The organism is Aquabacterium sp. T101 (assembly GCF_057219775.1).
The window spans coordinates 43,241-56,612 of record NZ_JBXVVZ010000009.1 but is presented as its reverse complement, the minus strand read 5'-3'; the positions used below and the strand labels follow the sequence as shown (position 1 = coordinate 56,612).

At 71.7% G+C, this 13,372-nt stretch carries 11 protein-coding genes; 5 read left to right on the top strand and 6 right to left on the bottom strand.

The annotated features are described in order from the left end of the window. Window positions 1-47: 47 nt before the first annotated feature. Both AC2EAQ_RS17620 and AC2EAQ_RS17615 read right to left on the bottom strand, forming a co-directional pair. On the bottom strand, window positions 48-1,367 hold the full coding sequence (locus tag AC2EAQ_RS17620) for a cyclic di-GMP phosphodiesterase (protein ID WP_484645745.1): 1,320 nt from the start codon (window positions 1,365-1,367) through the stop codon (window positions 48-50). Between the two features lie 82 nt (window positions 1,368-1,449). Next, window positions 1,450-1,887 (bottom strand): Lrp/AsnC family transcriptional regulator, encoded by a 438-nt coding sequence (locus AC2EAQ_RS17615; protein ID WP_484645744.1) that lies wholly within the window; start codon window positions 1,885-1,887, stop codon window positions 1,450-1,452. 95 nt (window positions 1,888-1,982) lie between these two features. On the opposite strand from AC2EAQ_RS17615, the gene AC2EAQ_RS17610 reads away from it, so the two are divergent. The 3 genes from AC2EAQ_RS17610 to AC2EAQ_RS17600 all read left to right on the top strand — a co-directional run bounded on the left by AC2EAQ_RS17610 (window position 1,983) and on the right by AC2EAQ_RS17600 (window position 4,679). After that, window positions 1,983-3,083 (top strand): saccharopine dehydrogenase family protein, encoded by a 1,101-nt coding sequence (locus AC2EAQ_RS17610; protein ID WP_484645743.1) that lies wholly within the window; start codon window positions 1,983-1,985, stop codon window positions 3,081-3,083. Between the two features lie 119 nt (window positions 3,084-3,202). Then, entirely contained in the window at window positions 3,203-4,369 is a 1,167-nt protein-coding gene (locus AC2EAQ_RS17605) for an ABC transporter substrate-binding protein (protein WP_484645742.1), read from the top strand. Between the two features lie 4 nt (window positions 4,370-4,373). Continuing rightward, window positions 4,374-4,679: an antibiotic biosynthesis monooxygenase family protein gene (locus tag AC2EAQ_RS17600; RefSeq protein WP_484645741.1), complete on the top strand. Its 306-nt coding sequence runs from the start codon at window positions 4,374-4,376 to the stop codon at window positions 4,677-4,679. Here AC2EAQ_RS17600 and AC2EAQ_RS17595 read toward each other — a convergent pair. Both AC2EAQ_RS17595 and icmF read right to left on the bottom strand, forming a co-directional pair. Beyond that, window positions 4,676-6,487, bottom strand: coding sequence for a GGDEF domain-containing protein (locus tag AC2EAQ_RS17595; RefSeq protein WP_484645740.1), 1,812 nt, complete (start codon window positions 6,485-6,487; stop codon window positions 4,676-4,678). The two genes, AC2EAQ_RS17600 and AC2EAQ_RS17595, sit on opposite strands and share 4 nt — an antisense overlap. Window positions 6,488-6,572: 85 nt before the next feature. Then, complete coding sequence (gene icmF / locus AC2EAQ_RS17590; RefSeq protein WP_484645739.1) at window positions 6,573-9,860, bottom strand: fused isobutyryl-CoA mutase/GTPase IcmF; 3,288 nt, start codon at window positions 9,858-9,860, stop codon at window positions 6,573-6,575. Window positions 9,861-10,023: 163 nt separating this feature from the next. Between icmF and AC2EAQ_RS17585 the strand changes: the two genes are divergently transcribed. Together AC2EAQ_RS17585 and AC2EAQ_RS17580 are read left to right on the top strand one after the other, a co-directional pair. Continuing rightward, window positions 10,024-10,620, top strand: coding sequence for a hypothetical protein (locus AC2EAQ_RS17585; protein ID WP_484645738.1), 597 nt, complete (start codon window positions 10,024-10,026; stop codon window positions 10,618-10,620). A gap of 31 nt (window positions 10,621-10,651) precedes the next feature. Further along, a complete protein-coding gene (locus tag AC2EAQ_RS17580) occupies window positions 10,652-11,446 on the top strand; it encodes a type III pantothenate kinase (protein WP_484645737.1) in 795 nt (264 codons plus the stop codon). 27 nt (window positions 11,447-11,473) lie between these two features. Here AC2EAQ_RS17580 and hslU read toward each other — a convergent pair whose 3' ends face one another. After that, complete coding sequence (hslU, locus tag AC2EAQ_RS17575) at window positions 11,474-12,805, bottom strand: ATP-dependent protease ATPase subunit HslU (RefSeq protein WP_484645736.1); 1,332 nt, start codon at window positions 12,803-12,805, stop codon at window positions 11,474-11,476. After that, window positions 12,802-13,356 carry an ATP-dependent protease subunit HslV gene (gene hslV / locus AC2EAQ_RS17570; protein ID WP_484645735.1) on the bottom strand — a complete coding sequence of 185 codons (555 nt, stop codon included), beginning with the start codon at window positions 13,354-13,356 and terminating at the stop codon, window positions 12,802-12,804. Before hslV ends, hslU begins: the two co-directional genes overlap by 4 nt. Between the last annotated feature and the right edge of the window lie 16 nt (window positions 13,357-13,372).

Here is a 13,372-nt window from a genome sequence, read left to right as displayed (position 1 = left end):
GCGCCGTGCGCCGCGCAAGGCGGCTCGGGCTCGGGGCCTGCGCTCGATCAGTGGTGCTGCGCCTGGGCCAGCTCGCCGTGCTCGGAAGACGGCTCCTCGCTGACGCCGGCCTCGAAGAACCAGCACGACCTCGACTGCGGTGCCAGCGGCTCCTGCAGCTCGCGCGGCAGCTGCGACACCGGCACGCTGCGCCGGATGCCCAGCGAGGCTTCCAGGGCCAGGTCCACCATCGGGGCCTCGTCCACCGGCACATGCGGCTCGTGGACGGTGACACGCGGCTTGAGCGGCCGCGCCGCATTGACGCTTTCCACCACGGCCCAGCGGTCGTCGGTGAGCTGCACCACCGAGCCCGGCGGGTAGACGCCCATCATGCGGACGAAGGTGTTCAGGATCGCCGGGTCGTAGCGCTTCTGGCCCTGGGCATACAGCAGCGACAGCGCCTCGTGCGGCGACATGGCGCGCGCGGCCTGCGCCGGGTGGCACAGGTTGTCGTAGCGGTTGACCAGCGCGACCACGCGCGCGGCCACGCTCATGCGGTTGGCATCCACGCCCTGCGGGAAGCCGCTGCCGTCGCAATGCTCGTGATGCTGACCCACCACCAGCAGCGCGCCCGGCGACAGGCCCATGCGCTTGCCCAGCGCCACGCCCAGCGCGACGTGGTCGCGGTAGCGCGCGGTCTCGGCGCTGGTCCAGTGCTCGTCCTGGCGGTGCAGGTGCGAGGGCAGTTCAAGCTTGCCCAGGTCGTGCGTCAGCGCGCCCACGCCCAGGTCGATCAGGTCGGCCTCGGACATGCCGCACAGGCGGCCCATCAGCAGCGAGATCACGCCCACGTTGAGCGGGTGCGTGGCCCGGTCGCCCGGCGTGGCCGACACGGCGCGGATCGACAGCTCGCGCGCGGCGAGCATCTTCTCGACCAGGGCGCGGGTCAGGGCGCCCAGGCGCTGGCCGGCGGCCTGCGGGTCCTTCAGCGCCAGGTCGGAGGCACCGCGCCAGTCGCGCGCGGCCTCGCCGTACTGGCGCTGCACCAGCTGCGCGGCGGAACGTTGGGCCGCCGCGGCCTGGCGCTCGACGCGCGTACGCTCGGCGATGGCCGCGCGGGTGACGGTGTCGGGCGGTGGCTCGGGCGGGGCGGCGGGCGCGGCCGGCTTCGCCGGCGCAGGCTTGGGCTCCAGCACCGCCGGGTCGCTCTGCTCCGGGCTCCAGCGCACGCGCGCCAGGCCGAGCGAGCGGATGGTGGCGATCTGGTTCGTGTCCGCGATCCGGAAGCTGGACAGCGCGAACGGATGCGACATCCACCCCAGGTCCAGGTGGACGAACATGCCGACCTGGAGGTCGGCAGTGGCAATGGTGGGGGCAGCGTGGCTCAAGGTCGAACTTCACTCTCGGCGTCTGTCCCGGTTTCGGCCGGTGCCGCTCGAACTTGACGCCGCGTCGCAGCGACGCGCGGGCTCAGCGCGCGATCCGTGTAGAAAGCACGATGGCCGACGTGGTGCGTTCCACCCCGTCGAGGCTGCCGATGCGATCGATCAGCGCGTCGAGCGCTCCGATCGATTCGGCCGCCAGCACCGCGATCAGGTCGAACGGCCCGCTCACCGAGTGCAGCGTGCGCACCTCGGGGATGCGCCGCAGCGCCGCCTCGATGCCGGCGCTCTGCTTCGGGTGCGCGGTGATCAGCACATGCGCCCGCACCAGCGCCGCCTCGGCCGCGTCGGCCACCACCACCGTGTAGCCCACCACCACGCGCTCGCGCTCGAGGCGCACCAGGCGACTCTGCACCGTGGTGCGCGACAGCGACAGCCGGCGCCCCAGCTCGGCCGCCGAGGCACGGGCGTCGTCGCGCAGCAGGGCCAGCAGGGCGCGGTCGGTGTCGTCGATCGTTGCCGTCATTTCGACGATTGTATTCGTCCAAATGACGAAATTATCTCGTCGATTCATCTGTTTCGAGGCTGCGTTCTGCATGCACCCCAGGCATGCTGTGGGCCATGAACAAGCGACCTGTACTTCTCGTGGGGGCCGGCAAGATCGGCCAGGTGGTGGCCGAACTGCTGGCCGGCAGCGGCGACTACGACGTGACCCTGGCCGACCGGGACCCGGCGGCGCTGCCGCCGATGCCCCGCGTGCAGACGCAGGTGCTCGACGTGGCCGACGACGCGTCGCTGCGCAAGGCGCTGGCCGGGCAGTGGGCCGTGCTGTCGGCGGCGCCCTTCCACCTCACCACCCGCATCGCCGAGGCGGCCCGCGACGCGGGCGTGCACTACCTGGACCTGACCGAGGACGTGGCCAGCACGAAGCGCATCCGCGAACTGGCCGACGGCGCCCGCAGCGCCCTGATCCCGCAGTGCGGCCTCGCGCCGGGCTTCATCTCGATCGTCGCGGCCGACCTCGCGGCGCGATTCGACCGGCTCGACAGCGTGCGCATGCGCGTCGGCGCGCTGCCCGCCTATCCCAGCAACGCCCTCAACTACAACCTGACCTGGAGCACCGAGGGCGTCATCAACGAGTACATCGAGCCCTGCGAGGCCATCGTCGACGGCCGCGCGGTGTCGGTGCCGGCACTGGAGGAGCGCGAGGAGTTCGCGCTCGACGGCGTGCTCTACGAGGCCTTCAACACGTCCGGCGGGCTGGGCACGCTGTGCGAGACGCTGGCAGGCCGCGTGCGCACGCTGAACTACCGCACCATCCGCTACCCCGGCCACGCCGCCATCATGAAGGCGCTGCTGCACGACCTGCGGCTGGCCGACCGGCGCGACGTGCTCAAGGACATCCTCGAGAACGCGGTGCCGGCCACGACGCAGGACGTGGTGATCATCTTCGTGACGGTGGCCGGCTGGCGCGAGGGCCGCCTGGTGCAGGAGACCTATGCGCGCAAGGTCTACAGCGCGCCGCTGCGCCACGAGGCCGGAGGCGAGGTGCGCAGCGCGATCCAGATCACCACCGCCTCGTCGCTGTGCGCGATGCTCGACCTGCTGGCCCAGGGCGCGCTGCCGCAGGCCGGGTTCGTGCGCCAGGAGCAGGTGCCGCTGGCGGCCTTCCTCGGCAACCGTTTCGGGTCGGTCTACGCGCCGGCCGCCCAGGTGCACTGAGACGGGCGCGGCGGCCGCCGCGCCGCCGCCTCCCCGCGATAACCCCCTTGCCCCCAAGGCGTCGGGCCGGGCATCCTCGCGCCAGCGTTTCCTGCAACCTTTCCTGGAGCCCGACCACCATGCGCCGCCCCGCCCTGGCCTGCCTCGCAGCCGCCGCCGCCCTTGCCACCCTCACCTCCGCCCAGGCGCAGACCCAGCCGCCGCTCAAGGTGGGCCTGATGCTGCCGTCCACCGGCACCTTCGCCGCGCTGGGCGACATGATCGAGCGCGGCTTCAAGATGCACGTCGAGGAGCAGGGCGGCAAGCTCGGCGGCCGCACCATCCAGTACTTCAAGGTCGACGACGAGAGCGAGCCGTCCAAGGCCACCGACAACGTCAACAAGCTGATCAAGCGCGACAACGTCGACGTGATCATCGGCACCGTCCACTCCGGCGTCGCGCTGGCCATGGCCCGCGCCGCCAAGGACAGCGGCACGCTGCTGATCGTGCCCAACGCCGGCGCCGACGCGATCACCGGCCCGCAGTGCGCGCCCAACATCTTCCGCAGCTCGTTCTCGAACTGGCAGCCGGGCTATGCCACCGGCGTCGTCGCCGCGGGCAAGGGCTACAAGCGCGCCATGACCATCACCTGGGGCTATGCCGCGGGCAACGAGACGGTCAAGGGCTTCACCGAGGCGTTCGAGAAGGGCGGCGGCAAGGTCATCAAGGACCTCACGCTGCCCTTCCCCAACGTGGAGTTCCAGCCCCTGCTCACCGAGATCGCCTCGCAGAAGCCGGACGTGGTGTTCGCCTTCTTCGCCGGCGGCGGCGCGGTCAAGTTCGTCAAGGACTACGACGCCGCGGGCCTCAAGCGCAGCATCCCGCTGATGGGCTCGGGCTTCCTGACCGACGGCACGCTGGAAGCGCAGGGCGCGTCGGCGCAGGGCCTGATCACCGCGCTGCACTACGGCGACAACATCGAGACGCCGCGCAACAACGCCTTCCGCAACAAGTTCGCGGTGACCTACAAGGTCAACCCCGACGTCTACGCGATGCAGGGCTACGACGCGGCGCAGATGCTGGCCACGGGCCTGAACGCGGTCAAGGGCGACATGAGCAAGAAGGACGCGCTCTACGCCGCCATGAAGAAGGCCCAGATCGACAGCCCGCGCGGCAAGTTCACGCTCAGCCCGCAGCACAACCCGACGCAGGACTTCTACGTGCGCGAGGTCCGCGGCAACTACAACGTGGTGACCGGCGTCGCGGTCAAGGCCCTGGCCGACCCGGGCCGCGGCTGCCGGATGTGACGCCATGATCCTCGAGGTCGCCGACATCCGCATCCGCCCGGGCGAGCAGGCCGCGTTCGACGAGGCCATCCAGCGCGGCCTGACCACGGTCATCAGCCAGGCCAGGGGCTTCCGTGGCTGGAAGGTCAACAAGGGCGTGGAAAGCCCCGAGCGCTACCTGCTGACCATCTTCTGGGACACGCTGGAGGACCACACCGTGGGCTTTCGCGGCGGGCCGCTGTTCCCGCAGTGGCGCGCGATCGTCGGCCCGTTCTTCGCCCAGCCCCCGGTGGTGGAGCACTTCACGCTGCTGGGCAAGAGCGGCAGCTAGGCCTGAGCGTCCTCGGCCGCCACCCGCACGCGGTTGCGGCCCTCGCGCTTGGCGGCCAGTAGCTGCTCGTCGGCGGCCTTGAGCAGGGCCTGCCAGGACGCCGGTGCCTGGCGCGAGTCGGCCACCCCGGCCGAGAAGCTCGTGCCGGCGCCGCCGGCCGCGCCCTGCAGCAGCGACTCGACGCGCCAGCGCTTCAGCAGCGCCGCCACCTTGCGCCGCGCCCCGGCGGCGTCGGTGTCGGGCATCAGCACGCAGAACTCCTCGCCGCCATAGCGGCAGGCGACGTCGCTCTTGCGCAGACTGGCGCCGAGCAGGCGCCCGAATCCCGCCAGCAGGCGGTCGCCAGCGTCATGCCCGTGCTCGTCGTTGACGCGCTTGAAATGGTCCAGGTCGATGATCACCGCGGCCAGGGGCCGGCCATCGCGCCGCGCCAGGGCCCAGATCGACGGCAGCGTCTCGTTGAGGTGGCGACGGTTGAACAGCCCGGTCAGCTCGTCGCGCGTGGCCTGCTGGCGCAGGGCCTGCTGCAGCGACTGCACCTCGTCGATCTTCTGCGACAGCGCCCGGTTGGCCGACTCCAGCTCGGAACGCGCGCGCTCGGTGGCACGGCGCTGCGCGTCCTTCTCGTCGAGCTTGTGCTGCAGCAGCAGCAGTTCGGTCTGCAACGCGGCCGCCTGGTAGTGCGCGCGCGACGCCAGCTGCGACCGCTCGCGGGTCAGGGCCTGCCAGCTGCGCAGCGCATCGAGCGCGGCGACCGGGTCGCCCATCGCCTCGGCCAGTTCGGACCGCGCCTGCTGGATCGCGCAGCGCACGCGCAGGCTGACGCCAGGCGCGCCCTGCTCCGCCGGCCCGCGCACCGCGGCCAGCAGGTCGCGGGCCTTCACCAGGTCGCCATCGATGCCCGACAGCAGGGCGCTGGCCAGGGCCACCTCCATCTGCTCCTCGACGATCGGCTCGCGCTCCACGGCCAGCGCCTGCGCGACAAGCCCACGCCCCAGATCCACGTCGCCGGCTCGCAGCGCCGCGATGGCCAGGGTCTCGAAGTGCGGTGTCAGCGCGCCGCGCCCACTGCCGTCGGCGGGGATCGCGACGATGCGCCGGATGTCGGGCAAGGCCTCGGCGGGACGGTCGAGGTCGGTCAGCGCGATGACGCGGTTGATCCACAGCACGCTGGCCAGGCGCGGGTTGCGCTGCGGGTCGAAGCGCGCCAGCCCGGCCTCGACGTGGCGCAGCGCCTGGTGGTAGTCGCCGAACTGCAGCAGCTCGTGGGCCAGATTGCAATGCAGCACCGCGTCGTAGCCATGGCCGCGCGCCGGCGGCGCGTCGCGCAGCGCCTGGTACATGTACGCGAAGGCCTGCTCGGAGTGATTGCGCGCCGAGTAGCAGCCCGCAATGGTATTCAGGAGCAGGCCCCGCTGCTCGTGGCGCAGCACGGCCAGGCCCTCGTCGCGCAGCGACAGCGCCAGCTCCAGCGCGTCGTCATAACGACCCTCGCGCCACAGGCCGCGCGCCATGCCGGTGCGCGCCAGGATGTGGCCCACGCGATGGCCCTGCGCGTCGAACAGGCGCTGGGCCGCGCGCAGCTCCGGCGCGGCCACGCGCGGCCGGGCAAAGTACAGCAGGTGGAAGCCGCGCGCCAGACGGGCCCAGGCCTCGCCGGCCTCGTCGCGGCGGGCCAGCGCCCGCGACAGCGCCTGCTCGGCCAGCGTGTTGGCGCGGGCGGAATCGATGTGCAGCAGCTTCCAGGCACGCTGCGCCAGACGCTGCGCGTCGCTGGGGCGCGGCAAGGCGCGGGAGGAGGTGCCCATCGACCGGATTATCGAAGGGGGGGCCGGCCGCGCCCATCACCCATGAGGGTGTGGACGGCGGGCCACGGCGGCCCGGGGCCGCGCCCTACATGCTGCGCCGGTACTGGCCGCCGACTTCGAACAGGGCGTGGGTGATCTGGCCCAGCGAGCACACCCGCACCGCGTCCATCAGCACCTCGAACACGTTGCGGTCGTCGATCACCGCCTGCTGCAGCCGGGCCAGCATCGCCGGCGCCGCCTGGGCATGGCGCGCCTGGAAGTCGGCCAGCCGCGCCAGCTGCGACTGCTTCTCGTCCTCGGTGCTGCGCGCCAGCTCGATGTGCTCGGGCACCGCGTCGCCGTGCGGATTGCGGAAGGTGTTCACGCCGATGATCGGATGCTCGCCGGTGTGCTTGAGCATCTCGTAGTGCATCGACTCCTCCTGGATCTTGCCGCGCTGGTAGCCGGTCTCCATCGCGCCCAGCACGCCGCCGCGCTCGGCGATGCGCTCGAACTCGGCCAGCACGGCCTCTTCCACCAGTTCGGTCAGCTCGTCGATGACGAACGCGCCCTGGTTCGGGTTCTCGTTCTTCGCCAGGCCCCACTCGCGGTTGATGACGAGCTGGATCGCCATCGCGCGCCGCACGCTTTCCTCGGTCGGCGTGGTGATGGCCTCGTCATAGGCATTGGTGTGCAGGCTGTTGCAGTTGTCGTAGACGGCGATCAGCGCCTGCAGCGTGGTGCGGATGTCGTTGAACGCGATCTCCTGCGCGTGCAGGCTGCGTCCGCTGGTCTGGATGTGGTACTTGAGCTTCTGGCTGCGCTCGTTGGCGCCGTAGCGGTCGCGCATCGCCGTGGCCCAGATGCGCCGCGCGACGCGGCCCAGCACCGTGTACTCGGGGTCCATCCCGTTGCTGAAGAAGAAGCTCAGGTTGGGCGCGAAGTCGTCGATGTGCATGCCCCGCGCCAGGTACGCCTCCACGAAGGTGAAGCCGTTGGACAACGTGAACGCCAGCTGGCTGATCGGGTTGGCGCCGGCCTCGGCGATGTGGTAGCCGGAGATGCTCACCGAGTAGAAGTTGCGCACGTCGTGGTGCACGAAGTACTCGGCGATGTCGCCCATCACCTTGAGGCTGAACTCGGTGCTGAAGATGCAGGTGTTCTGGCCCTGGTCTTCCTTCAGGATGTCGGCCTGCACTGTGCCGCGCACGTTGGCCAGCGTCCACTCGCGGATCTTGGCGGCCTCGGTGTCGGTGGGCTCGCGGCCGTTGTCGGTGCGGAACCGGTCCAGGTTCTGGTCGATGGCGGTGTTCATGAACATCGCCAGGATCGTCGGCGCCGGGCCGTTGATCGTCATCGACACCGACGTGGCCGGGTGGGTGAGATCGAAGCCGCCGTACAGCACCTTCATGTCGTCGAGCGTGGCGATGGACACGCCCGAGTTGCCGACCTTGCCGTAGATGTCGGGCCGGCGGTCCGGGTCGTGGCCGTACAGCGTGACCGAGTCGAACGCGGTGGACAGCCGCTTGGCCGGCATGCCTTCGCTCACCACCTTGAAGCGGCGGTTGGTGCGGAACGCGTCGCCCTCGCCGGCGAACATGCGCGTGGGGTCCTCGCCCTCGCGCTTGAAGGCGAACACGCCGGCGGTGTAGGGGAAGCTGCCGGGCACGTTCTCCAGCATCAGCCACTTCAGCAGCTCGCCGTGGCACTCGAAGCCGGGCAGCACCACCTTGCGCACCTTGTTGCCCGAAAGGGTGGTGTGGGTCAGCGCGGTGCGGATCTCGCGGTCGCGGATCTTCACCACGTACTCGTCGCCGGCATAGGCGCGCTGCATGTCGGGCCACTGGGCCAGCAGCTTGCGCGCCTGCGGGTCGAGCCGCGCCTCGCGCTCTTCGGCCAGCGAGATCGCCGCTTCCGCCGCGCGCGGCTTGTCGGGCTTGCCCACGGTGAGCATGCGCGCCGCCTCGCGCAGCTGCTGGATCTCGCGCGCCAGCGCGGCCTGCTCGCGCGCGCGCCGCTTGTAGGCGCGCACGGTGTCGGCGATGTCGGCCAGGTAGCGCACGCGCGCCGGCGGCAGGATCGGCATGCGCTGCGTGCTGTGGCGCGTGGCCACGGCCGGCAGGCGCCCGCCGCCCGGGGCCAGCCCGAGCTCGGCGAGGCGCCGGGCCAGGGCCTGGTACAGCGCCGTGACGCCGTCGTCATTGAAGCGGCTGGCCATGGTGCCGAACACCGGCATCTCGTCAGGCGAGCGGCCGAAGGCCTCGCGGTTGCGCTGCACCTGCTTGCTCACGTCGCGCAGCGCGTCGGCCGCGCCCTTGCGGTCGAACTTGTTGATCGCCACGAACTCGGCGAAGTCGAGCATGTCGATCTTCTCGAGCTGGCTCGCGGCGCCGTACTCCGGCGTCATCACGTACAGCGGCACGTCCACGTGGGGCACGATCGCCGCGTCACCCTGGCCGATGCCGGAGGTCTCGACGATCACGAGGTCGAAGCCAGCCGCCTTGCAGGCCGCCAGCACGTCGGGCAGTGCGGCGCTGATCTCGCTGCCGGCTTCGCGCGTGGCCAGCGAGCGCATGTACACGCGCGGCCCCTGGGCCCAGGGGCCGATCGCGTTCATGCGGATGCGGTCGCCCAGCAGCGCGCCGCCGCTCTTGCGCCGCGACGGGTCGATCGACACCACCGCGATGCGCAGCCGGTCGTCGCGGTCCAGGCGCAAGCGCCGCACCAGCTCGTCGGTCAGGCTCGACTTGCCGGCGCCGCCGGTGCCGGTGACGCCGAGCACGGGCACCTTGGTGGCCGCGGCGCGCTCGCGCAGCGCGGCGCGCGTGGCGGCGTCGACGCTGCCGTTCTCCAGCGCGCTGATCAGCCGCGCCAGGGCCCGCCACGCGGCCTCGTCGTGGCCCCGGATCGCGTCCAGCGAGGCCGGCGCCGCGCCCGCGGCCACGTCGCAGCGCATCAGCATCTCGCCGATCATCCCCTGCAGGCCCATGCGCTGGCCGTCCTCGGGGCTGTAGATGCGCACGCCCCGGGCCGCCAGGTCGCGTATCTCGGCCGGCACGATCACGCCGCCGCCGCCGCCGAACACCTGGATGCCGTCGCCGCCGCGCGAGCGCAGCAGATCGACCATGTAGCCGAAGTACTCGACATGGCCGCCCTGGTAGCTGCTGACGGCGATGCCCTGCGCGTCCTCCTGCAGCGCCGCGGTCACCACCTCGTCGACCGAGCGGTTGTGGCCGAGGTGGATCACCTCCGCGCCCATGCCCTGCAGGATGCGGCGCATGATGTTGATCGCCGCGTCGTGCCCGTCGAACAGGCTGGCGGCGGTGACGAAGCGCACCTTGTGGCGCGGGCGGTAGGCGGCCAGGGCCTGGTAGTCGGCGGAAAGCTCGGTCATGGCGGGGCGTCCGGAAGCTGGTTGACGTTTACGTAAACGTCAACCAGCCGATGATGCCACCAATCCCCGTGCTGACGACTGACACGCGGCACGCCTCGTGGTTTGCCCTCGGTGCAGCCGCCGCACCACAGCCGATGCCGTGTTTTCTGCACAATTCCGACCCATGCCGTCCAGCCTGACGCCCCCGGACTCCCGCCAGCGCGCCCGCTCGGCGCCGCAGCGCACCAACGCCGGGCAGATCGAGCTGGCCGGGCGCTCGCGCCACCTGTCGCAGCGGCAGCGCACGGTGCTGTTCCTCGTCGACGGGCAGCGCAGCGTCGACGAGATCCATCGCCTGGCCGAGCAGGCCGGCGCCGGCCCCACGGCGTTCGCGGAGCTGGTGGCCATGGGTCTAGTGGCCGCGCCCGGCATCACCGACGCCCAGGGCGCCGACACGTCGCTGCTGCCGTCGTCGCAGAGCCTGCTCGGCGACTCGAGCTGGTCGGCGCTGGACGAGGACCTCTCCGTCCGCGGCGACCGCCCGCTGGACGAGGCGCGCTCGCTGCTCGTGAAGGCCGTGCGCAGCGAAGCCCCGGTGGCCGGTGCGCTGACCGTGCTCAAGCTCAAGCGGGCCGCCACGCGCGAGGCCCTGGAAGCGCTGCTCGACGAGGTGGAGCACCGCCTGCGCAAGCCGCACCGCCGCATCATCGCGGCGCAGATGCTGCGCCACGTGCGGCACCTGCTCACGCTGCCCGCGGCATCGCGCCCGCCCGCCACGTGACCCCGACCCGGCCGGGGCGGGCCCTTTCGCCATGACCTTCCTGGCCATCGACATCGGCAACACGCGGCTGAAGTGGGCGCTGTTCGACGCCCCCACGCCGGGCCTGGCGCCGCGCGCGTCCGGCGCGGTGTTCCTGGAGACCATCGACGTGCTGGCGGAAACCGACTGGCGCACGCTGCCCGCGCCCACCGCCATGCTCGGCAGCAACGTGGCCGGCGACGCCGTGCGCCGCCGCGTGGAAGAGCAGCTCGAGCTGTGGGACATGGAACCGCGCTGGATCGTGCCGTCAGCCCAGGCGGCCGGCGTCATCAACGGCTACGACCACCCCACGCGGCTCGGTGCCGACCGCTGGGCGGCGCTGGCCGGTGCGCGCTGGCACGTGCTGGACCGCTCGCGGCGGCTGGGCACGCCGCCGCAGCCCGCGCTGGTGGTGATGGTGGGCACGGCGGTGACCGTCGACTCGCTCGACGCGGCCGGCCGCTTCCTGGGCGGGCTGATCCTGCCCGGCTTCGGCCTGATGCTGCGCGCGCTGGAGCAGGGCACCGCCGGTCTGCGCGTGCCCACCGGCGAAGTGGTGGACTTCCCCACCAACACCAGCGACGCCTTGATGAGTGGCGGCGCGCATGCGCTGGCCGGTGCCATCGAGCGCATCCACCACCGCCTCGTCGCCCGCAGCGGCGGCGTCGAGCCGCTGCGCCTGATGACCGGCGGCGCCGCGGTCAAGATGGCCCCCATCACCGACCTGCCCTTCGAGACGGTCGACTCGCTGATCTTCGACGGGCTCCTCGCCCTGCAGCAGGACCGGCAGGACAAGCTGCCGCGCTGATCGTCGCCGGGCGCTCCTGGCGGCGCCTCAGAGGACGTAGCGCGACAGGTCCTCGTTGCGGGCCAGCGCGCCGAGCTTCGCGTCCACCGCCGCGGCGTCCAGCCGCACCGTGCTGCCGCCGCGGTCGGGCGCCTCGAAGCTCAGCTCCTCGAGCAGGCGCTCCATCACCGTGGCGAGGCGGCGCGCGCCGATGTTCTCGGTGCGCTCGTTCACCTCGCAGGCGATCTGCGCCAGGCGGCGCACCGCGTCGGGCGTGATCTCCAGCGTGACGCCTTCGGTGGCCAGCAGGGCCTGGTACTGCTTGACGAGGCTGGCCTGGGTGCTGGTGAGGATGGCCTCGAAGTCGTCGACCGTCAGCGATGCCAGCTCGACGCGGATCGGCAGGCGCCCCTGCAGCTCGGGAATCAGGTCGCTCGGCTTGGACAGGTGGAACGCGCCCGAGGCGATGAACAGGATGTGGTCGGTCTTGACCGGCCCGTACTTGGTGCTCACCGTGGTGCCTTCCACCAGCGGCAGCAGGTCGCGCTGCACGCCCTGGCGGCTGACGTCGGCGCCGCCGACGTCGGAGCGCGAGGCCACCTTGTCGATCTCGTCGATGAAGACGATGCCGTTGCCCTCGGCCTGGGCCAGGGCCGCGGCGCGGATCTCCTCCTCGTTGACGAGTCGGGAGGCTTCCTCGTCGACCAGCAGCCGCATCGCCTCGGCGATGGGCAGCCGGCGCGACTTGCGCCGCGCGCCGCCCATCTGCGCGAACAGGCCCTTGAGCTGCTCGGCCATCTCCTCCATGCCCTGCGGGCCCATCACCTCGAGCGAGGGCCGCGGCGCGTCGAGCTCGATGTCGATCACCTTGTCGTCGAGCGTGCCCTCGCGCAGGCGCTTGCGCATCACCTGGCGCGCGGTGCTGTCCGCCGCCGGGGCGGGCTCGCCGAAGGCCGGCGTGCGCGGCGGCGGCACCAGCGCGTCGAGGATGCGCTCCTCGGCGGCGTCCTCCGCCTGCGCGCGCTTGGTGCGCATCTGGCGCTCGCGCTCCTGCTTCACCGCCACGTCCACCAGGTCGCGCACGATCGAGTCGACGTCCTTGCCGACGTAGCCGACCTCGGTGAACTTGGTGGCCTCGACCTTGATGAAGGGGGCGTCGGCCAGGCGCGCGAGACGGCGCGCGATCTCGGTCTTGCCCACGCCGGTGGGGCCGATCATCAGGATGTTCTTCGGCGTGATCTCGGCGCGCAGCCGGTCATCCACCTGCTGCCGGCGCCAGCGGTTGCGCAGCGCGATGGCCACGGCGCGCTTGGCGTCGGCCTGGCCGACGATGTGGCGGTCCAGCTCGGAGACGATCTCCTTGGGCGTCATCGAGCTCATCGCGCCGGCTCCGCGTCGAGCACCTCGATCGTGTGCGACTGGTTGGTGTAGATGCAGATGTCGCCCGCGATCTCGAGCGAGCGCTTGACGATGTCGGGTGCGGCCAGCGGGCTGTGCGCCAGCAGCGCGCGCGCCGCCGCCTGGGCGTAGGCCCCGCCCGAGCCGATGGCCACGATGCCGTGCTCGGGCTCCAGCACGTCGCCGTTGCCGGTGACGATCAGCGAATGCTCGCGGTCGGCCACGGCCAGCATGGCCTCCAGGCGGCGCAGCACACGGTCGGTGCGCCAGTCCTTCGTCAGTTCGACGGCGGCGCGCAGCAGATGCCCCTGGTGCTTGTCGAGCTTGGCCTCGAAGCGCTCGAACAGCGTGAAGGCGTCGGCCGTGGCGCCGGCGAAGCCCGCCAGCACGCGGTCGTGGTGCAGCTTGCGCACCTTGCGCGCGCTGGCCTTGACGACGATGTGGCCGAGCGTCACCTGGCCGTCGCCGCCGAGCGCGACGACGCCGTCGCGGCGCACGGAAACGATGGTGGTGCCGTGGAAGGTGGGTTCCATGAGCGCAAAGGTGGGA